This window comes from Lentibacillus sp. JNUCC-1, from assembly GCF_009741735.1.
GTDB lineage: Bacteria > Bacillota > Bacilli > Bacillales > Amphibacillaceae > Lentibacillus_B.
Genome location: NZ_WHOH01000003.1, coordinates 589,045 through 607,966, shown reverse-complemented (window position 1 = coordinate 607,966; position 18,922 = coordinate 589,045). Strand labels below are relative to the sequence as shown.

The 18,922-nt window shown below is 43.2% G+C and carries 22 protein-coding genes; 4 read left to right on the top strand and 18 right to left on the bottom strand.

Translation table 11 applies throughout. The features are described from left to right. Positions 1-2 precede the first annotated feature (2 nt). The 10 genes from flgL to JNUCC1_RS13480 all read right to left on the bottom strand — a co-directional run bounded on the left by flgL (position 3) and on the right by JNUCC1_RS13480 (position 8,724). Positions 3-872, bottom strand: a complete 870-nt coding sequence (flgL, locus tag JNUCC1_RS13525; RefSeq protein WP_156645969.1) for a flagellar hook-associated protein FlgL — start codon at positions 870-872, stop codon at positions 3-5. Positions 873-881: 9 nt separating this feature from the next. After that, a complete protein-coding gene (flgK, locus tag JNUCC1_RS13520; RefSeq protein WP_156645968.1) occupies positions 882-2,333 on the bottom strand; it encodes a flagellar hook-associated protein FlgK in 1,452 nt (483 codons plus the stop codon). 15 nt (positions 2,334-2,348) lie between these two features. Then, positions 2,349-2,834: a flagellar protein FlgN gene (locus tag JNUCC1_RS13515; RefSeq protein ID WP_156645967.1), complete on the bottom strand. Its 486-nt coding sequence runs from the start codon at positions 2,832-2,834 to the stop codon at positions 2,349-2,351. 66 nt (positions 2,835-2,900) lie between these two features. Beyond that, positions 2,901-3,116, bottom strand: coding sequence for a flagellar biosynthesis anti-sigma factor FlgM (locus tag JNUCC1_RS13510; RefSeq protein ID WP_231784222.1), 216 nt, complete (start codon positions 3,114-3,116; stop codon positions 2,901-2,903). A 91-nt stretch (positions 3,117-3,207) separates the two neighbouring features. Continuing rightward, positions 3,208-3,633: a TIGR03826 family flagellar region protein gene (locus JNUCC1_RS13505; protein ID WP_156645966.1), complete on the bottom strand. Its 426-nt coding sequence runs from the start codon at positions 3,631-3,633 to the stop codon at positions 3,208-3,210. A 53-nt stretch (positions 3,634-3,686) separates the two neighbouring features. Next, on the bottom strand, positions 3,687-4,136 hold the full coding sequence (locus JNUCC1_RS13500; protein ID WP_231784221.1) for a ComF family protein: 450 nt from the start codon (positions 4,134-4,136) through the stop codon (positions 3,687-3,689). 230 nt (positions 4,137-4,366) lie between these two features. Continuing rightward, positions 4,367-5,797 carry a DEAD/DEAH box helicase gene (locus tag JNUCC1_RS13495; protein WP_156645964.1) on the bottom strand — a complete coding sequence of 477 codons (1,431 nt, stop codon included), beginning with the start codon at positions 5,795-5,797 and terminating at the stop codon, positions 4,367-4,369. Between the two features lie 90 nt (positions 5,798-5,887). Further along, positions 5,888-6,730, bottom strand: coding sequence for a DegV family protein (locus JNUCC1_RS13490; protein ID WP_156645963.1), 843 nt, complete (start codon positions 6,728-6,730; stop codon positions 5,888-5,890). 47 nt (positions 6,731-6,777) lie between these two features. Then, the gene (locus tag JNUCC1_RS13485) at positions 6,778-7,464 is read right to left on the bottom strand and encodes a response regulator (RefSeq protein WP_156645962.1); all 687 of its coding nucleotides are present in this window, start codon (positions 7,462-7,464) and stop codon (positions 6,778-6,780) included. A 129-nt stretch (positions 7,465-7,593) separates the two neighbouring features. After that, on the bottom strand, positions 7,594-8,724 hold the full coding sequence (locus tag JNUCC1_RS13480; protein ID WP_156645961.1) for a sensor histidine kinase: 1,131 nt from the start codon (positions 8,722-8,724) through the stop codon (positions 7,594-7,596). A 92-nt stretch (positions 8,725-8,816) separates the two neighbouring features. On the opposite strand from JNUCC1_RS13480, the gene JNUCC1_RS13475 reads away from it, so the two are divergent. After that, positions 8,817-9,458, top strand: coding sequence for a YigZ family protein (locus tag JNUCC1_RS13475; protein ID WP_156645960.1), 642 nt, complete (start codon positions 8,817-8,819; stop codon positions 9,456-9,458). Between the two features lie 78 nt (positions 9,459-9,536). Here JNUCC1_RS13475 and nagB read toward each other — a convergent pair whose 3' ends face one another. The 5 genes from nagB to JNUCC1_RS13455 form a co-directional block, all read right to left on the bottom strand. Further along, positions 9,537-10,265: a glucosamine-6-phosphate deaminase gene (gene nagB / locus JNUCC1_RS13470; protein WP_156645959.1), complete on the bottom strand. Its 729-nt coding sequence runs from the start codon at positions 10,263-10,265 to the stop codon at positions 9,537-9,539. A 6-nt stretch (positions 10,266-10,271) separates the two neighbouring features. Further along, positions 10,272-11,447 (bottom strand): N-acetylglucosamine-6-phosphate deacetylase, encoded by a 1,176-nt coding sequence (nagA, locus tag JNUCC1_RS13465; protein WP_442915502.1) that lies wholly within the window; start codon positions 11,445-11,447, stop codon positions 10,272-10,274. Positions 11,448-11,514: 67 nt separating this feature from the next. Beyond that, positions 11,515-11,664 (bottom strand): hypothetical protein, encoded by a 150-nt coding sequence (locus JNUCC1_RS18315; RefSeq protein WP_197431747.1) that lies wholly within the window; start codon positions 11,662-11,664, stop codon positions 11,515-11,517. A gap of 202 nt (positions 11,665-11,866) precedes the next feature. Next, positions 11,867-12,280, bottom strand: coding sequence for a VanZ family protein (locus JNUCC1_RS13460; protein WP_231784220.1), 414 nt, complete (start codon positions 12,278-12,280; stop codon positions 11,867-11,869). 5 nt (positions 12,281-12,285) lie between these two features. Further along, positions 12,286-12,615: a helix-turn-helix domain-containing protein gene (locus tag JNUCC1_RS13455; RefSeq protein WP_156645957.1), complete on the bottom strand. Its 330-nt coding sequence runs from the start codon at positions 12,613-12,615 to the stop codon at positions 12,286-12,288. 266 nt (positions 12,616-12,881) lie between these two features. Here JNUCC1_RS13455 and JNUCC1_RS19305 point away from each other — a divergent pair, with 266 nt between their 5' ends. The 3 genes from JNUCC1_RS19305 (at position 12,882) to JNUCC1_RS13445 (ending at position 16,077) form a co-directional block, all read left to right on the top strand. Then, positions 12,882-13,232 (top strand): hypothetical protein, encoded by a 351-nt coding sequence (locus tag JNUCC1_RS19305; protein ID WP_331713784.1) that lies wholly within the window; start codon positions 12,882-12,884, stop codon positions 13,230-13,232. Next, positions 13,229-13,822, top strand: coding sequence for an LCP family glycopolymer transferase (locus JNUCC1_RS19300; protein ID WP_331713783.1), 594 nt, complete (start codon positions 13,229-13,231; stop codon positions 13,820-13,822). Before JNUCC1_RS19305 ends, JNUCC1_RS19300 begins: the two co-directional genes overlap by 4 nt. 233 nt (positions 13,823-14,055) lie before the next feature. After that, positions 14,056-16,077: a penicillin-binding transpeptidase domain-containing protein gene (locus JNUCC1_RS13445; protein WP_156645956.1), complete on the top strand. Its 2,022-nt coding sequence runs from the start codon at positions 14,056-14,058 to the stop codon at positions 16,075-16,077. Positions 16,078-16,198: 121 nt separating this feature from the next. Here JNUCC1_RS13445 and JNUCC1_RS13440 read toward each other — a convergent pair whose 3' ends face one another. The 3 genes from JNUCC1_RS13440 to JNUCC1_RS13430 all read right to left on the bottom strand — a co-directional run bounded on the left by JNUCC1_RS13440 (position 16,199) and on the right by JNUCC1_RS13430 (position 18,892). Beyond that, positions 16,199-17,806 (bottom strand): gamma-glutamyltransferase family protein, encoded by a 1,608-nt coding sequence (locus JNUCC1_RS13440; protein ID WP_156645955.1) that lies wholly within the window; start codon positions 17,804-17,806, stop codon positions 16,199-16,201. A gap of 105 nt (positions 17,807-17,911) precedes the next feature. Next, positions 17,912-18,358 (bottom strand): IDEAL domain-containing protein, encoded by a 447-nt coding sequence (locus tag JNUCC1_RS13435; RefSeq protein ID WP_156645954.1) that lies wholly within the window; start codon positions 18,356-18,358, stop codon positions 17,912-17,914. A 90-nt stretch (positions 18,359-18,448) separates the two neighbouring features. After that, complete coding sequence (locus JNUCC1_RS13430) at positions 18,449-18,892, bottom strand: IDEAL domain-containing protein (protein WP_156645953.1); 444 nt, start codon at positions 18,890-18,892, stop codon at positions 18,449-18,451. Between the last annotated feature and the right edge of the window lie 30 nt (positions 18,893-18,922).

Here is an 18,922-nt window from a genome sequence, read left to right as displayed (position 1 = left end):
CATCAGCGTAAGAAATCAAGAAGTGTCGGTTGAATAATACGCGATCCCGCAGCCAGGGCAGCGCGATGCAACGTTTCCTGAGTAATAAGGTCGGTGATGGCTTTTTCGTAATCAATATCCTCGTTGTCACTCATTGTTTTCTTAGCAATAACTTCTTGTTCATCTAGGCGGTTTTCGATCAATTCGAGTCTGTTCATTCGCGCCCCGAGATCAGCTCTGGCGTTAATCGTGTTATCAATATTCGCATCCAGCGCCTCAATCGATTGGTTGATGCCTTCTTGATTGTTTGTATCTAAGTTTGTGATAAAAGAGTCAATTTTCTTGAAGAAATCGTCTCCGAATACATCTTCCGGCAGGACATTCGCCCGGATTTTAATGCCATTAGAGACTTCGATTTCAACAGCCTTATTCTCAGCTGAAGATGTGCCGTCTTTTGCAAAAGGCTTCTCCTCAGTTTTATTTCCATTGAAGATATACTTATCGTTCACTTTTGTATTGGCAATATCCACCAAATGTTTTTTTATCTGTTCTGCTTCCTCTTTAATGTTTTTCCGCTCGGATTCATCATAGGTATCATTACTGGCCTGGACAGCCAATTCACGCAGTTTTTGCAGAGCCTTGGTTGTTTTATCCAGTGCCGAATCAGAGTTGTCCATCCAATTATGAACTTCTCCGACATTACGCTTGAATTGACCGACTTCTGTTACCTGTCTGCGGAAGTTAATGCCTTTCATTGCAATCACAGGATCATCGGAAGGCCGAGTTATTTTTTTACCAGTTGACACTTGCTCAAGATATGTATTTAAGTTTGTGTAGCTGTTGGACAAGTTTCTGAGCATGTTATTGGAAATCATACCTTGTGTGACACGCATTTTTACACCCTACCTTCCTACCAGACCCATGTTATTAATGATGCGATCTAGCATTTCATCAACGGCTGTCATATTACGAGCTGCTGCATTGTAAGCATGCTGGAACTTAATCATGTTGGTCATTTCTTCATCCAGCGACACTGCGCTGACAGACATCCGCTGTTTTTCCACCTGATCCGTCAAAACAGCAGTATTATCTTTCATCGTATTAGCCTTTTGGGCTTCAACTCCAAAGCGGCCGATCATACCTTCGAAAAATTTATTAATAGAGGTTTCCTCAATGGTTCCTTTTTTCGCGAATATATCAGCTAATTCAGATGCGATATCACCGTATCCTGAATCAGAAGCTTTAATTGCTTCTGAAGGGTTTTCGATAATGGCATCTGAGACAGTTATGTTCCCGGCTGCCGGCTCTTCATCAAATCCGGTGAAAAACGGAGGGTCACTATGAACCTTATTAAATTCCTCTCCGATCGCTTTAACCAATGTGTTTAATTCCTGATGGAGCTTGGGGAATGAGCCTTCCACCTGATCGTCCTTCATATAACCGTAGGATTCGATGAGTCCTTTTAAGCTGCCATTGATGTTGCGTTCTTGTAGAACGTCTTTTCCTCCGACGGACAGTTGATTGACTGCATTTTGTTCACCACCAAAGCCGACTTCCATTTCGTGGACTCCATTTTCATCTAACAGAGGAACAGCAGAGTCTTTCGAGTCACCGACCAAGGATATCGTGACGATCCCGTCAGCTATATCTGGAGCGGTCTCATAACTCTTTTCTTTTACAACCGTAATGTTAACGATTCCTGAAAGCTCGTCTACCAATTGATCCCGTTTATCATATAGATCGTTGGGCAAGTAGCCATGAGGTTCAATCTGCTTAATTTGTTCATTTAGTTTATGAATGCTGTCGAGAAGTGAATTTGCTGTTTTTACGTTATTTTTAATTTCCTCATTCAAATCATCGCGGATGGATTCAAGCGAGTTGGATGTATAATTAAAGGTGTCTGCCAAAGCTTGGGCGCGTTCGGCGACAACGGATTTAGCACCGCTGTTTTCCGGGTTGGCGGCCAAATCCTGAAGCGATTCCCATAATTGTTTCATCGTATGGGATATGCCACTTTCAGTCGGTTCATTCATCAGTCTCTCTAGACGATCAAGTGAAGCTGATTTGGCTTCCCAGTAACTTGATTGGCTGTTTTCTGAGCGGTACTGCATATCCAGGAATTTATCGCGGACACGTTCAATGCTTCCCGCTTTAACCCCTGTTCCCATTTGTCCGGGGATTTCCGGACGGTTCCGTGACGCAGAAGGGTATGGAGACATGGTTTCAAAATTAACACGCTGGCGAGAATAGCCTTTTGTATTCGCATTCGAAAGGTTGTGTCCCGTTGTATATAAAGCTGATTGCTGAGTAAATAATGATTGTTTGGCCATTTCCAGGCCGTGAAAGCTGCTCATGTATGTTCCTCCTGATTAAGCTTTGGAATCGAAGACAGACCGATCGTTTATCGGGGTTTTAAATTGCTGGCCATAGTTCATATTCTTAATCGAAGGCTGCATCATATCCAAGGACATTTGAACAAACTGCATGGATTGCTCTACTAGTGCCATGTTTAATTGTTCCTGCTCCTTGAGAGCTGTTAGCTTGTCAATTAAGTTTGCAGCAGCCTGTTCAACTGTTTGTTGGTCTTCAGATCCTTCCAGGTGATTCAGCATATTGGTCAGGGTCGAATCCTCTTCATACCGATGATCAGCAAACCACGCTTCAACCGCATTTTGGCGTTCTTCTTCTTTTTTTTCTAATTTACGGGTCAATTTTCGCTCTGTGCCTAAAAGTGACTGCAGGCGTTCTGTGTCATCCTGTTTCAGTGCATCTGTTTTTTCTTGTGACGTTTCAAGCAGCTTGTCGTGCAGCTGCGTTAATCCTTCTATCGATGCGACAACCATTTCAATGGACATGGTGTGTCCTCCTTTAAGTTCGGGTGGACCAGAATGACAGCATTTTGTCTGCTGTCTTGGCAGGGTTCACCTGATAATCCCTGATTCCACTGCTTGTTTAATCTTCTGGACGTGAGCCGCACGTTGAGCCTCTTTCGCTCCCTCTGCTTGTTGCATTTGTTTAGCTTTGTCGGATATTTGCAGTTGGTCTTTTTGCGGCATCTCTTTCTTTTCGTGTGCTTGTTTGTTCATTTGTTTCTGATAAGGATTCAAATTCGTATGATTTGGGCCATAAATTTTCATTTGCATCACCTCGCATCATTGTAGATTGTGTCATCCGTCCTAGTCTTTCTTCTCTTGTTATTTATATCGGCAGCTTTCTGCAATATTTAAATCATTCTTTAGAACGTTCAAGGTTATAATAGGCATATTGCCGTTCTTTTGATTTTTTCATTCGGGTATGTTCAAGTTGTTCGATGCTTTCATGCCTTGACAAATCGGTTTTAATATCATTTGCGCATGATTCACATAGACGGCCAGTTACAATACCGGTTCCACATTTTTCACAAGGATAGGCCAGCTTTGGAAAATCGGAGGCCCTCAGTCTTTTTTCTTTAATGAATTTAATGATCAATTCTTCCGACACCTCGGTTGCAGCTACAATTTCCACGATAGTAGCTTCCCGATTCTTTTTCTTCTGTAAAAAAGCATAAACCGTATCAAAGGCCTCTTCTTCCTGTTTATAGCAGTCATGACATATATCTCTTATGGTTTTGACAAACACTGTATCACAGCGCTGGCAATTTGCTAATTCCCCCATGTCAACAGCCTCCTGATTAAATAAATTATAACATAGGAACTGATTAATTACAGTCACCCGCGCGCAAGTGTCAAGCCATATACACTTGGGCAGCCGTTTGTTTTTAATTGCCGGGCAATATGACGCAAAGTCGTACCCGTTGTATAAATATCATCGACCAGAATCACCGGTTTGTTAATAGGTTCAGTCACAATAAACGGGTTTTTTGATAAAATTCGCTCGCGCCGCGATTTCTTGGATTGTTTCTCCCCGCTCAGACGTTCTACCGCCAAGACAGGTTCAACTGGTAATAAGCGGGCAAGCATTTCTGCTTGATTGAAAGCCCGTTCCTTAAGCCGCTGTGAACTTAAAGGCACAGGCACGATTAGACAATCTTTTTTCAAATTGGAATACTGCTTTTCAAAGGCATCCCGGAAGACGTCAGCAAACATATTTCCCAATTCATAATCACCTCGGTATTTCCACTTTGTGATCACGTCTTTCATAAAATCGTTGTATCCCAAAACGGAACAATGAGCTTTGAGCACATCACCATCGGGAAATTGCTGACGCCACCAAAGACAGTCATGACATACACGCTCTTTTGTTTCCCGTGAACAAACCCGGCATCGCTGGCCCGATAGAAAGTGAAGCTGCTCAAAGCAATCTGAACATATCGGCTTCAGTTTAGGGGGGTACAATACAGTACGCCATGTTGTTTGACTGATGATATCCATGTCACAATATAAGCAGATCATGATCGCCACCCTTCCCGCTCATTCATCAGGCGGATATGGCGAATGGCCTGGACCATTGCATCGGTCTTCCCATCGTGAAAAAACACGACCTCACCATACGGATCATCTGAACTTCGCCCGGCTCGTCCGGCAATTTGAACAAGAGCAGCTTCATCAAAAACCTCGTGGCCTGCATTAAGAACCATCACATCTACAGAAGGGAAAGTTACCCCTCTTTCCAGTATGGTGGTGGTAATGATGACTTTGAGCTTTTTTTGGCGAAAGCGTTCTACTTTTTCTGTTCGATTCGGATCTTCGGAATGAACGGCGCACACTTGAGCGTTCTCCTCAATCCAGCCTTCTTTCAAAAACAATTCTCTAACGGACTCAACGAGATTGTCTGCCAAGGCAATGGCGGGAACAAATATGAGCAACTGTCTGTCCATGTTGTCACGATTCCGCATCCACTGGACACAAGTTTGAGACAAACGATTTTCGCGAAGGTTTTTTTGAAGCTGAAAAGTCATGTGCATACTAGGAACGGGTAAGGGATGACCATGGTAACGGGTTGGGACAAACACATGGGGCAGTTTGTTATTGGTGAGCAAACGCTGTTGCTGTGTTCGGGGAGTGGCTGTTAAATAGATCGTTGTACAGACAGATTTCTTTGCTCGGTTTGCTGCAAATGGGAGCGATGGATCAGCATGGAAGGGAAAGGCATCAATTTCATCAATAATCATAACGTCAAAAGCCGACTTAAATCGAAGCAATTGATGGGTGGTAGCCAGTATAAGCTGAGCAGACGCCTCCCTTTCAGGACTGCCGCCATATAAAGCTTGAACGGGAATTTCAGCAAAAGCTTTTTGTATACGAGGCTTCAGTTCTCTGACCACATCAGCTCGGGGAGTCGCGATACAAATCCGCAAACCCAGCTGCAAAGCTTGCGTAATTCCCGGAAAGAGCATTTCAGTTTTGCCGGCACCACATACCGCCCAAATCAAAAGCTCCGGCATCCTGGTTTGTATGGCCGAGGCAACGGAATCAGCCGCTTGCTGCTGAGCTTGTGTGAGTTCTCCTGTCCATGTACATGGAGCCGGATGTGTCGGCCAATCTGCTTCGGCGCCTGCCCATGCATAGAGGGGCTGACAGGCAAGCACTCGGCCCATCTCAATGCATTTCCGGCAATAGATATGCTCTTCTCCACAACTAGCACAAGACAAATGGCCAATAAGCGAGTTTTTCCGGTTGCCGCAGCGGGCGCACTCTGGCCCTGTTAACCGATGTTCAAAAGAAGGGAGGGGCTGAAGGCAACCTTGGCTGATCAATAATTCAATATCGGACGTAATCAGATTCAACTCATCACGCAGCAGCAACTTACCGGCAAACTTAATAGAAAGCTCACGAAGATGCAGAGTCGAAGGTAAATGAGGCTTGGATTGGAAGGACATAGAGTTATCACTCTTTTCTTCTTGTAAATGGGTTAAAATGCTTAAAAGGAACTGACCTTATAGGGCAGTTCCAGAATCAAAAGAATAGAATTATTGCTTATACCAGCAGATCCCGAGTGCACCTTCACCTAAATGCGTGCCGATCACAGGACCAAAATAACTGATCATATTTTCTGTCTTGGGATATTCCTCAGCGATTTCTTCTTTCAGCTGTATAGCTGCTGACTCGTTATTAGCATGAATAAATACAATGTGATAGGTTTCCCCAGACGACAAATCCTCTTTTAACATGTTCACAATACGTCTGATTGCCTTTTTGCGGGTGCGAATTTTTTCAAACGGCACAATGACCTTATTCTCAAAGTGCAGCACAGGCTTCACCTGAAGGAGACTGCCCACAAATGCCTGAGCGTTGCTCAACCGCCCGCCGCGCTGGAGGTGGGTTAAATCGTCTACCATAAAATACGCGCGCATGTGCTGTTTCATTTCATCAAGGCGCGCCGTAATCGTTTCGGGTTCCGCACCATCTGAAGCAAGCCGAGCTGCTTCAATACAATAAAAGCCTTGGGCCATGCAGCTGATTTCTGAATCAAACGGATAAACCTCAATTCCTTCGACTGCATGTCCAGCTGTGACCGCCGCCTGGTATGTGCCGCTGATACCGCTTGATAAATGTATGGAAATAACTGCATCATAAGTCTCAGCCAGCTCACGATATTTGTTTTCAATCTCGCCTATTGAGGGCTGAGAAGTTTTAGGCAGATTTTCTGCCTCTTTGACTTTCTTATAAAAGTCTTCTGTTGTAATATCAATTCCTTCACGATAGGCATCACTGCCAAATACGACACTGAGTGGAACGATGTGGATGCCATGTCGGTCTAAGATCTCTTCAGGCAAATATGCTGTACTATCTGTCACAACAGCTACTTTCATTTAAGGTTTCTCTCCTTTAAATTTCGACCACTACTGTTGAGTCAGTGTTAAATAACATCGACCCAGCCTTTCTTGATGGCTTCAACAACAGCTTGTGTGCGGTCCGTTGCGTTCATTTTTTGTAATATGTTGCTGACATGGTTTTTAATGGTTTTCTCACTGATGTATAGAGCTTTTGCTGCAGATTTATTACTCTTGCCCTCAGCAAGCAGCTGCAGGACTTCACATTCTCGCTTTGTCAATAGATGAACAGGCTTTTCATACTCAATGCCGGTAGCTGTTAAGACGGATTCGCTCTCCCGAATCAGCCTGCGATATTCTTTAACGAGGTTGTGGGTTACGCGCGGATGCAGGTATGAACCGCCTTCGCTGACTACTTTGATGGCTTCAACCAGCGCATGGGCATCCATTTCCTTCAGAAGGTAACCTTGGGCGCCTGTCTGCAAAGCATGTGTGACATAGCTTTCATCGTCATGAATGGACAAGATGATGACACGTGTGTTTGGAAAGCTTCTTACAAGCGTGCCTGTAGCCTCCACTCCATTGACATTCTGCATATTGATGTCCATTAAAACAACATCAGGCCGGTGTTTTTTAACAAGTGTGGGGGCGCATGACCCGTCTTCCCCTTCTGCAACAACTTCGAGTCCGGGTTCAAATTCAAGAATGCGTTTGACGCCTTCCCGGAACAACTTATGGTCATCAATGAGGATTACTTTAATTTTATTTCCCATTTTCTCGTTCCTCCTGCCTTTTAATGTGCATAACCAGGTCATCTATTGAATCTAGTATACTTGTAAATGAAAATAAGTATACTGACACCTTCTTTTTATTTGACCTTTCGATTTTTTTATATCCTTTAGTTAGAGTGGTACTTTTATGATGAGGCTTGTGCCTTTACCCTTTGCAGATTCAATTGTGAAGGAACCTTCCAGCATATCGATGCGCTCCCGCATGCCAATCAGTCCAAAAGATTCTTCCTTCTTCTGATTTGGGTCAAAACCTTTTCCATTATCCTTCACCACGAGAAACATAAAGCGGTTATTGATTTCAAGCTTGATTTGAATTAACGAAGCTGCAGAATGTTTGATCGCATTTTGCAAGGCTTCTTGTGCAAGACGAAAAAATGCAACTTCATATTTCTGCGGTAAACGTTCCTGTTTGCCCATTGTCGTGAGCTCAATCTCAATATCATTATACTCAGCCATGGTGTCAACGTACTTCCGCATGGTCGGTAAGAGTCCAAGATCATCCAGCGCCATTGGACGCAAATCGTAAATGACACGTCGGACTTCATATAACGAAGAGCGAATCATTTTACGCATGCTTTTGATTTCATTTAGAGACTCCTCAAGATTTCCGCTTCGGAATGTACGGTCAACAATTTCTGATCGGAGGAGGACATTGGCAAGCATCTGGGCTGGGCCATCATGAATTTCTCTGGAGATCTTTCGTCGTTCATCCTCTTGTGCCTCAATAATTTTAAGTCCGAATTCCTGTTTTTCTTTCGCTTCTTCAAGCATCATATTCATTTGCTGGAAATCATCTGTTAAGTATTTTAAAATAACCGATATTTTTCGGGTCAATGTCTCCGCACGTTCTATTGTCCCGTAGAGCGTCTGCAACCGACGTTCCAATTCGTCACGTTTTTGTCTGAGAGAAGCCTCAGCTTGGCGCATCATCGCCAAGCGGGTTTGTAGTTCATGTGTGCGTTCATATACATCTCTAATTTCATTCTCTGAATACTGATCAAAATGCTTACTTACCCGTGATAGATTCTGGCGAGACAGACGCACTTTCTTTTCGAGATCATCTCCATCATCAATCAATCCGACAACTTTGTCTTTTGTATCTTCAAGTTCATTGACCAGTCGTTCGTATTCGGCACGTGCATTATCTCCAATTGTGAAGATCTCATCTTTACTCGACTCCACGACTTCGACCATTTCTTCTATAACCTTGTCTAAGATACCTTCTTTTGTCAGCTCGACCATTTATCTCACCAACCTATGTTATAATAGTACAATCTGTTTCAATATAAACCATCTATCATTCTATAATGTGCGTTTTGGAGGTGAAATGCAAGATGTTATCGAGTTATTTTACAGTAAACAAAAACGGCAGCTCAGAACAAGTCATTCAAAAGTCACGCTTCATCGGATATGTTCGGCGTGTGGAAACCGAAGAAGAAGCTGCTGAATTCATTCAATCAATCAAAAAAAAGCACCACGATGCCACACATAATTGTTCAGCTTATATGATCGGAGAAAATGATCAAATTCAAAAAGCAAACGATGATGGCGAACCCAGCGGAACAGCGGGAGTCCCTATGCTTGAAGTCCTGAAAAAGATGGGCCTGAAAGATACGGCGGTCGTCGTTACGCGTTACTTCGGCGGTATCAAACTAGGGGGAGGGGGATTAATTCGTGCATACGGCAGCACGACATCCCAAGCCATTAGAGAAACAGGCATCGTCAAGCGGGAGCTCACGCAAGGTGTATCTGTCACAGTCGATTATCCGCTGCTCGGAAAACTTGAAAACGTTCTGCGCCAATCAGATCATTTCCTTAAAGATATTCATTATCTCGAACAAGTTGAGTTCATCGTTTATGTAGCAATTGGTGAGGAGCAAGCTTTTATCGATTGGATAACAGACCTGACGAGTGATCAGGCTGTACTTAAAACCATAGATCAAATGTATATGGAGTTCCCTGTAACCGATAAATGAACGCCTTTTCCAAATTTTATACTTTAACCTCATAAAACGAAAGGGACTAAAGCATCAAGACTTTAGTCCCTTTGTTATTCACCGCAATTGTGAACAGGCACCTTCATCAGCAATAATCACAGCATCTGAATGCTGTTGCAAAATAGATGCCGGGAAGGTTTCGGTCACTTCCCCGTTCACCAAACTTGCCAGTGCTTCTGCTTTTTTCTCTCCAGAAACCAGCAATACAACACGGCGGGCTTCCATAATCGATTGGATCCCCATCGTTATCGCTTCAGTTGGCACTTCATCCATTGAATTAAAAAAACGTGCGTTTGCTTGGCGTGTCGACTCATCGAGCGTCACAATATGCGTTCTGCTCTTAAAGTCGGTGCCGGGCTCGTTAAATCCGATATGACCATTCATCCCTAGACCCAGAAGTTGCAGATCAATCGCTCCGGCTGATTTGATCAGTCTTTCATAATCTTCACATGCCTGGGACTTGTCTTCTGCAGCACCATCTGGCAGGTGGGCATTACCTTCTTTCAAATCAACATGTTTGAACAGTTTTTCAGTCATATAATAATGATAACTATTCGGATCTTCTTTTGTAAGACCGACATATTCATCAAGATTAAAAGTCTTTGTATTCGAGAACGATATAGCTCCATTTTCATATGTATGGATAAGTTTCTCATAAAGTCCCTCAGGTGTGGACCCTGTGGCGAGTCCCAGCACAGGCGATTGAACTGTGTTCATCAATTCTTTAACCAACTCACAAGCTTTAGCGCTCATTTCTTCATAATCCTTCACCCGGATTAATTCCATAACTATCTATTCCTCCTTGAAAGCGATCGCTCCGCCGCTAATTGTATAATGTATGTTCAAATCCTCACCAACCAGCAGGAGATCTGCGTCTCCTCCGACAAAAATGCGCCCTTTTCGATCATACATATTAATTTGTTTGGCAGGGTTGGCTGAGGCCATTTCAACGACATCCTCAATCGTTGCGCCAGCCAGTTTCAGCATATTTTTAGCCCCGTCACGCAGCTTCAGAATACTTCCGGCAAGTGAGCCGTTTTCAAGCATCGCTCTGTCAGAAGTGACCTTGACAGGCTGGCCGCCCAGCTCATAGTCTCCCGGCTGTAAACACTTGGCTCGCATGGCATCTGTGATCAGAATGAGTCGTTCACTGCCGACGTTGTCATAAATCAACTGCATCATTTCCGGAACCACATGAACACCGTCCGCAATGAGTTCAGCACGCAGCTCTTCAAGAAGAAAGGCGGCCCCGACTGCGCCAATTTCTCTGTGGTGAATCCCGTTCATGGCGTTGCAGATATGTGTCAACTGACGCACACCGTAAGAGACAGCTGTTTTCAGATCAGCGTAGTCTGCCCCGGTATGCCCTGCTGAAATATTAATGCCTTTTTCAAATAAAGCCTTGATAAACGAACCATCTTCATCATGTTCTGGTGCCATTGTAATGGTTTTGATGTTGTTTCCGGAGAGTGTTTGCCACTTGTTAAACACATCCAGATCAGGTTTCATAATATACTTTTCAGGCTGAGCACCTTTTTTGCTCACTTCTATAAAAGGGCCTTCCAAGTGTGCGCCAATCATCTGGGCTTGACCAGGTTTGTTTTGATACGATGCAATGTTTTCCAGTGCCCGTTCAATATTTTCGGGTGATTGTGTGATCGTCGTTGCCAAAAAGCTGGTGGTGCCTTCTTCAGGCAGCGCTTTCGCCATTGCATCGAGCGCTTCTTCTGTCGCATCCATAACATCGCTGCCTGCAGCACCATGGATGTGACCGTCAATAAACCCTGGTATAATGCGTAACCCGCTCCCATCAATGGTTATCACAGATGAAGGTGTTTCCAGTTCAGTATCGGTCTTAATTGCTGCAATTTTGCCGTTTTCAACAAGGATTGAACCGTGCTGCCACTGGCTGTTTTCCACATAGATGTCCGCATTTTTAATTAAAATCGGTTCTCCAAGTTCCAAAATTGTTCCCTCCAGTAATTACTGCCTCATATGGTGCATCATTTCGAGACCTTTATACGGATCGTGTCTATTATTCAGCATAACCTTGTTCAAACTCTTTGCCTCTAGTCAATTCTTCAACAAGCATCTGAATCAGTTCTTCAGAAGTTTGAATTCGGTTTGTTTCTGTTTTATCTATTAACTTTTTCAGCATTACTTTATAGTGTTCTTGTTCACGCATGCTTTAAACCGCCTTTTAAAAAAGAGTTTAGTATAATGGTACTATACCACAACAAGATGATAGAAAACGTCACGAACAACAAATTAACTTCAATTTCGTCAAATTGTCACAGTGTTTCATGACATTTTTCTCAACTTTCTCTTCCTGACGAATCTGAAAACCATAATCAGAACTATGGCAGACAGAGCACCAGCAGCGTCAATTAGAACATCTCCGAAATAGGTGTTCTGTTACTCGTGAAGCTTTGATGCCATTCATCTATTCCAGCGTATGCAACGGCCCAGACAAATGACACAGCGAGCTGTCCGCTGAAATAAAGTGCGGTCGTTTTCTTCAAAGCAATGTAAACAAGCAAAGCCAACACAAAAAACACACCAAAGTGTGCGCCTTTTCTGATAAAGAACTCGATAAATCCGTCCACACCCAATGCCTGTACACTTACCTCTGATTGATGATAGGTAAGCTGAAAATGAGTAAGCATCGGCTCCAAAAAAGAAAGATCAAACGTATCTGACATGAAAGGTTTAATGTCCTGCTGCTCATATGGTTGTGAAGAAGCATAGAAAATAACCCCCATCCAGACAGCAGGAAATACCCAGTAGATCCATCTCCTCATACACATTAACTTTCTTGCTGATTGCGCCATTTCATAAATTCGAGGTATTGTTTAAATTCTTCTTTTGACACCCCGGAATGCATAGCCTCGTCAACGAGAGCAAGCCAATCTGCGTCAAGATCGATTTCTTCATCAGACTGATCTTCTTTCAGTAGTACATTAATCGATACGTTCAGTACATCGCTTATTTTTTCGATGAACTGGATCGATGGGTTCTTTTGTAAATTTCGCTCAATTGAACTCAGATATGATTTTGCGACACCTGCTTTCTCTGCCAACTCTGAAATTGACATACCACGGTTTTGCCGCAATTTTTTGATGTTTTCACCGATCAAGTTCTCACACCCTCTTTCATATATAGTATATCACAAAAATGACCGTAATTACCTCTTGTTTGTTAAGCCATACTAACTTTCCTTCATTAGTCCCATATCACTTAAGGTAAATGATTTAGAGATATACATTCCCTTATGCGTCTTAATAAACACCATTCATATTATCGTCCTATTCAGGTGATATTAGACGAAAAGAACTATTTTGGATATAATTTAAGCAGTGGACATTCAATTTCACCCCAACTGACAGATGAGGAGAATGATACGTGCAAACCAGAATGGAAAAACGTAAACAGAAAAAACGAAAGTGGCCCTGGTGGGTAGGCGGGTTCTTTCTTGCCGTCATCCTCCTAGTCGGTGGGTATGCTTTATATATGTGGGACCAGGTAGGTGACACACTTGAAACAATGCACAACCCACTTGCACGAGATGAGCATCCCGAACGACAGAAAGAACTTGATAAGCGATTCAAGGAAACTGATGCCATCAATATCCTACTGCTTGGGGTAGATGAGCGGCCTGGTGACAGAGGACGGTCAGACACAATGATTCTGATGTCTCTGAATCCCAAGACTGATTCAATGGCCATGCTGAGTATCCCCGCGACACTTATGTGAATATTCCCGGACGCGGCAAGGATAAAATCAACCATGCTTATGCTTTCGGTAAAGTGCCTTTGGCGGTGGAGACAGTAGAAAATACATTCGATCTGCCTGTACATTTCTACGCCAAAGTTAACATGGAGGGTTTCAAGCAGGGTATAGATGCTCTGGGTGGTGTCACCGTCACAAACTCAATGGCCTTTTCCCAAGGCGGTGCAGATTTTCCAAAAGGTAATATCCATTTGAACGGTGACGAAGCACTAAAATATATCCGTATGCGCAAGGGTGATCCAAGAGGTGACCTTGGCCGCAACGAACGTCAGCGAAATGTCATAAAAGCTGCGATGGATGAAACCGCCAGCTTCAATGGCATAACAAAAATCGGAGAGATCCTCAACATACTGGGTACGAACGTTGAAACCAATCTTGATAAAAATCAAATGCAAAAGTTATTTAGCAATTATCGAGATACACGTAAAGATATCCACACAATGGAAATCAAAGGACAGGGTCAAACCATTAATTCTGTTTGGTACTACATTGTTCCTGACGCCGAAATCAATCGTATCAATCAGGAGATTACGACACATATGAACGCCAAATAACCAAAGCCATTCTGCTCTCAGAGTGGCTTTTTTCCAAACATCTAAAGCTAGATGCCTTAATTCGGCAAATTCATAAACAGTGACACATAGCTGATTTTTTCATATCGCAGTCTGTGTTTGTTGTGAAATGGTTTTTTGTGCTTTTTCAGATAAGTGTGAGTGTATATCATTGTTGAGTAATATAGAGGATGTTATTCTTAAATCAGATTTTTTATATTTCAGGGGGGTTGGTTATGACTAGGAAGATTGTTTGGGCAGTTCTTTTGGGACTGTTGATTTTAGGTGCCTGTTCAAATGATGAACCGTCACCGAATGAGAGGTTTGAGACCTTTGTTGATTCATGGCAAAATCAGGACTTTGACAAGATGTATCAATTACAGGCAACACAACCAACTGATGCCTATGAACCGACAGACAAGGAAGCATTTATAGATCGATATAAAAAAATATACAAAGATATCAATGTAGAAGATCTTGAGATTTCCTACTCATCGCTAAAAGAAGAGAAACTCGAGAAAGCGATAGACGACGGAGAAGCTGTTTACCCCTTTTCTGTAAAGATGAACACTGTTGCAGGTGGGATCGATTTTGAGTACACCGCAACGCTCGTTCAAGAGGGTGAAGAAGATGAGAAGAATTGGTTTGTGCAATGGAATCCAGGTTTTATTTTCCCAGATTTGAAAGACGGCGGAGAAATCGCCATCAATACAACCAACCCGGAGCGTGGTGATATCGTTGACCGCAACCAAATTCCACTGGCTCTCAATGATGAAGTATATGAGGTCGGAATTGTGCCCGGCAAATTTGACAATAATGACGCAACCATTAAAAAAGTCGCCGATTTACTAACAATGGATGCAGATAAAATCAAGAATAAACTCAACCAAGACTGGGTGCAGCCAGATTACTTTGTTCCATTAAAAAATATTATGAAAACAGACAGCAATAAAGACGCGCTTCTATCCATCGGCGGCATCCAATTTGATAACGCACTCGGACGAGTCTATCCGCTGGATGAAGCGGCTGCTCATTTAATTGGGTATGTGGGGCAAGTCACCGCAGAAGAAATAGAGAATCATAAAGACAGACAATACAACCCAAATGACATTATTGGAAAACGTGGTATTGAACAGCTTTTTGAAGAAAAACTCCGTGGAGAAGCAGGGATCCAGCTACAGATTATAAAGGAATCTGATGAAGACGTTATGCTGGCAGAAAAGCCAGTCAAAGACGGAGAAAATGTCGTTCTGACGATCGATGGCAGTTTGCAAAAGAAAATATATGAATCCTTCGACAATGAATCCGGAACAGCTGCAGCGATTCACCCAAAAACAGGGGAAGCTTTAGCACTGGTCAGCAGCCCAGCTTTTAATCCGAATGATATGGCAGCTGGACTGCCTTACAGCATGGTTCAGGAGATGGAGAACGATCCAAAGTTACCGCTCATAAACAAATTTAATGCAACATACTCTCCCGGGTCAACGATTAAGCCGCTCACCGCAGCGATTGGCATAAAGAATGGCACCCTCGATCGGAATGAAGGCATCAAAATAAATGGATTAACCTGGAGCAACGGTGAAGGGTGGGGCGACTACAAAGTTAAACGTGTGTCTGAATCCAATGAACCTGTTGACCTGACAAATGCCCTTGTCCGCTCAGATAATATTTACTTTGCTATGCAAGCGGTGGATATGGGAAGTGAAGCACTCGTTTCGGGATTTGAATCATTTGGATTTGGTGAAGATGTGCCTTTCAGCTATCCCATCCAAACATCTACCATCTCAAGTGACGGGAAAATCAAAGATGAAGTGATGCTCGCAAACACTGGATATGGTCAAGGGCAATTGCAAATAAGCGCCTTGCATCTTGCTCTCTCATACACTCCATTCTTAAATGAAGGCGATATGTTGAAACCTGTTTTACTGTCAGATGAAGATAAAGAACAGATTTGGAAAGAAGATGTCGTGTCTAAGGATGTTGCCAAACAAATGCAGGAAGATTTGCGCAAAGTTGTAGCAGAAGGAACCGCAAATGCAGCACAACGAGACAATGTGGCCATTGCCGGAAAAACCGGTACTGCTGAGTTGAAACTGAGCTCAGAAGATAAAGATGGTCAAGAGAATGGCTGGTTTGTCGGGTATACAGCAGACCAAAAAGATCTATTGATCGCAATGATGATTGAACACACCGAAGACAAAGGCGGAAGTGCCTATACTGCTGAAAAAGTCGGTGAACTCATTGGCGAAGTTAAATAAGAATCAGGCTGACCGCATATTCGCCACTGGTCAGCTTCCAAAATAAAAACAACCGTCCGAGACAAGTTCTTCAACTTGCTCCGGATGGTTATTTTTTCAAATTTGGTTAAATCAAATCACCTTACCACACTGCAATACTCCCGTCTGTACGGCTTTCCGTGCCTCCCATCAAAACGCCTGTTTCAGAATTGCGCCAGATAATTTGACCGCGCCCAAACCCGCCATGGTCTCCGGCATATTCAATCTGGTGACCTTTACGGCCGAGTGCCTGTGCAATATGCAATGGAAAACCAGGCTCGACCTTAATCAACTTGTTCTTCATCCATTGCCAACGTGGCGCATCAAGTGCTGCCTGAGGGTTTAAATGAAAATCGATTGTGTTCATTACAAGTTGAACATGGCCATGTGGCATCATAAATCCACCCATCACCCCAAATGGACCGACTGCTTGGTCTCCTTCTGTCATAAATCCGGGTATGATGGTATGGAACGTTTTTTTACCACCTTTAAGCGCATTGATATGTGAAGGATCAAGAGAAAAGTCATAGCCTCTGTTTTGCAGCGAAATACCTGTACCCGGAACAACCAAACCTGAACCAAAACCCATATAATTGCTTTGAATAAAAGAGACCATATTTCCGTCACCATCCGCTGCCGCCAAGTAGACGGTACCACCCTGACGCGGCTCTCCTGCTTCAGGCATCAATGCTCTCTCGCCGATCAAAGCACGCCGACGCGCAATATAATCCAGATTCATCAATTCCTCTGGCGTGTACATCATTCGATGTTCTTCTGTAATATGCTTAAACCCATCCGCAAAAGCAAGTTTCATCGCTTCCATCTGTTTATGATATGTAGCAACCGTCTCTTTCTCTCCAAATTCAAACCCTTCCAGGATGTTCAAGGCCATCAGTGCGACAAGACCCTGACTGTTCGGAGGCAGCTCCCATACATCATACCCCCGATAATTGACAGAGATCGGATCGACCCACTCTGCTCGGTATTTGGCTAAGTCATCACGTGATAAAAAGCCGCCATGTTTTTTCGAGAAAGCATCGATTTGGTCAGCCAATTCCCCACGATAGAATGCTTCAGCACCTGTGTCGCCAATGCGTTCCAATGTACGGGCGAGGTCTTCGGAAGCCCACATATCCCCAATTTTCGGAGGCCCATTTTTGGCAAATGTCTCAAACCAGTGTGTGAAGGCTTCTCCGCTGGTGTGTTCCTTAAATATATGATACGCCCGCTCCCAATACTTTCCCAGCACAGGTGTTAATGCGAAACCCTCTCTTGCGTAATTAATGGCAGGCTGAAGGGTTTCTCTTAGTGATAAGTTCCCAAAACGTTCTGATAACGCTGCCCATGTTGCTGGGGCTCCAGGTACTGTAACCGGGATAAATCCGTATTTAGGCATTGCTTCATATCCCAGTTCTTTTACTGCATCAATGGAGATGGACTCAGGTGCAGGTCCACTTCCGTTAATACCATACATTTTTTCATTCATCCACACGATTGCAAAAGCATCACCGCCAACCCCTGTTGTTGTCGGTTCCACCACAGTTAGAGCAGCAGCTGTTGCAATAGCTGCGTCAACCGCATTTCCGCCTTGCTTCAGGATATCCACACCAATTTGAGCTGCGATCGGCTGGGATGTTGCCACCATGCCTTTACGACTGTACGTGGTCATTCTTTGTGATGGATACGGATGATATAGGCTGTCCAGATGCATTGTCATTCCTCCCCTTGTTTTCTTCAGAATATTATACCACACTAAAAACCAGGCTTTCACTATATGAAAGCCTGGTTTTGCAACAAATGCTTAAGCACTGTTTCTCTATAACTGTTCCACGAGATCGCGGAACGCTTGTTCATCTCGATTATCGAGCGCTTTATCGATCTCGCGCTTCACGTTCATGTTTTCCAATTCAGAAATAATAAGTTCAGTATATGCCTCATCTACGGACTTTTCCTGCAGACGGTCCGATTCCTTATAATACGTTTTCGTGATTGCATAGAGCTGTATAAGGAAATCCGGGACGGAAATTAAATCAACCATCGGAACATACTTAACTTCTACACCCTTTTGAAACGTGAGGACAGCATCCGTATTGACGATTTTTTGTGTTTTACGATCAATAATAATCTCTCTATCTTTTTTAGGAACAAATTGATAGATTTCACCATTTATGGCTATCGTAAAATACTGATAAGCCAAAATTACTCGTATATAATCACGGTCTACCTTTAAATAATAAGGCTTCAACACTCTGACACTGACCATACGATAACCTCCAATAACGAGCCCTTTTGGGTTGTTATAAGGGATATACCCGAAGCTTAAGGTAGTAAAACATGCTGATGGATGAAAAAACTAAAAATGTTGTGTCAGTTTTTGAAACGCTTCGTAGTCCCCTTCGTCAAGCGCCTTATCAATCAGACGGTGTCTATTTAGATTCTCCAGCTCTGTAATCAAATCCAAAACTTCCTCTTTTTGAGAAGCGTCACATTTATTGTTATCGCTTTCATAATAAGGTTCACAAATGCCGTGTAGCTGCTCAAGAAAGTCCGGCAGACGGCTTAGTTCTGTCATGGTCATATACATAATGCTTTTCCCTTTTTGAAAAGCAAAACGTGCATCCGTATTTTCGATTTTCTTTGTCTGCAAGTTGACTCGAATTTCACTGGATTCAATTGGAATAAATTGATAGGTATGCTCGTTAATAAAAACTGAGAAGTATTGATATGCCAGCACAATTCTTAGTGTCTTGGTGTGGATCTTTATATAATACGGCTTCAGCATTTTCACCTTTACCATTATTTGCACCTCCAAGAACGAATAAGGTGT

Bases quoted from the DNA above. Each gene is read 5' to 3' on its own strand.
- JNUCC1_RS13485 (WP_156645962.1), bottom strand. From the start codon at position 7,464: ATGGGAAATAAAATTAAAGTAATCCTCATTGATGACCATAAGTTGTTC.
- JNUCC1_RS13490 (WP_156645963.1), bottom strand. From the start codon at position 6,730: ATGAAAGTAGCTGTTGTGACAGATAGTACAGCATATTTGCCTGAAGAG.
- JNUCC1_RS13475 (WP_156645960.1), top strand. From the start codon at position 8,817: ATGTTATCGAGTTATTTTACAGTAAACAAAAACGGCAGCTCAGAACAA.
- JNUCC1_RS13495 (WP_156645964.1), bottom strand. From the start codon at position 5,797: ATGTCCTTCCAATCCAAGCCTCATTTACCTTCGACTCTGCATCTTCGT.
- flgL (WP_156645969.1), bottom strand. From the start codon at position 872: ATGCGTGTCACACAAGGTATGATTTCCAATAACATGCTCAGAAACTTG.
- JNUCC1_RS13510 (WP_231784222.1), bottom strand. From the start codon at position 3,116: ATGAAAATTTATGGCCCAAATCATACGAATTTGAATCCTTATCAGAAA.
- JNUCC1_RS13445 (WP_156645956.1), top strand. From the start codon at position 14,056: ATGACTAGGAAGATTGTTTGGGCAGTTCTTTTGGGACTGTTGATTTTA.
- JNUCC1_RS13515 (WP_156645967.1), bottom strand. From the start codon at position 2,834: ATGTCCATTGAAATGGTTGTCGCATCGATAGAAGGATTAACGCAGCTG.
- JNUCC1_RS13505 (WP_156645966.1), bottom strand. From the start codon at position 3,633: ATGGGGGAATTAGCAAATTGCCAGCGCTGTGATACAGTGTTTGTCAAA.
- nagB (WP_156645959.1), bottom strand. From the start codon at position 10,265: ATGGAATTAATCCGGGTGAAGGATTATGAAGAAATGAGCGCTAAAGCT.
- JNUCC1_RS13435 (WP_156645954.1), bottom strand. From the start codon at position 18,358: ATGGTCAGTGTCAGAGTGTTGAAGCCTTATTATTTAAAGGTAGACCGT.
- JNUCC1_RS18315 (WP_197431747.1), bottom strand. From the start codon at position 11,664: ATGCGTGAACAAGAACACTATAAAGTAATGCTGAAAAAGTTAATAGAT.
- JNUCC1_RS13440 (WP_156645955.1), bottom strand. From the start codon at position 17,806: ATGCATCTGGACAGCCTATATCATCCGTATCCATCACAAAGAATGACC.
- JNUCC1_RS13430 (WP_156645953.1), bottom strand. From the start codon at position 18,892: ATGGTAAAGGTGAAAATGCTGAAGCCGTATTATATAAAGATCCACACC.
- JNUCC1_RS13460 (WP_231784220.1), bottom strand. From the start codon at position 12,280: ATGAGGAGATGGATCTACTGGGTATTTCCTGCTGTCTGGATGGGGGTT.
- flgK (WP_156645968.1), bottom strand. From the start codon at position 2,333: ATGAGCAGCTTTCACGGCCTGGAAATGGCCAAACAATCATTATTTACT.
- JNUCC1_RS13480 (WP_156645961.1), bottom strand. From the start codon at position 8,724: ATGGTCGAGCTGACAAAAGAAGGTATCTTAGACAAGGTTATAGAAGAA.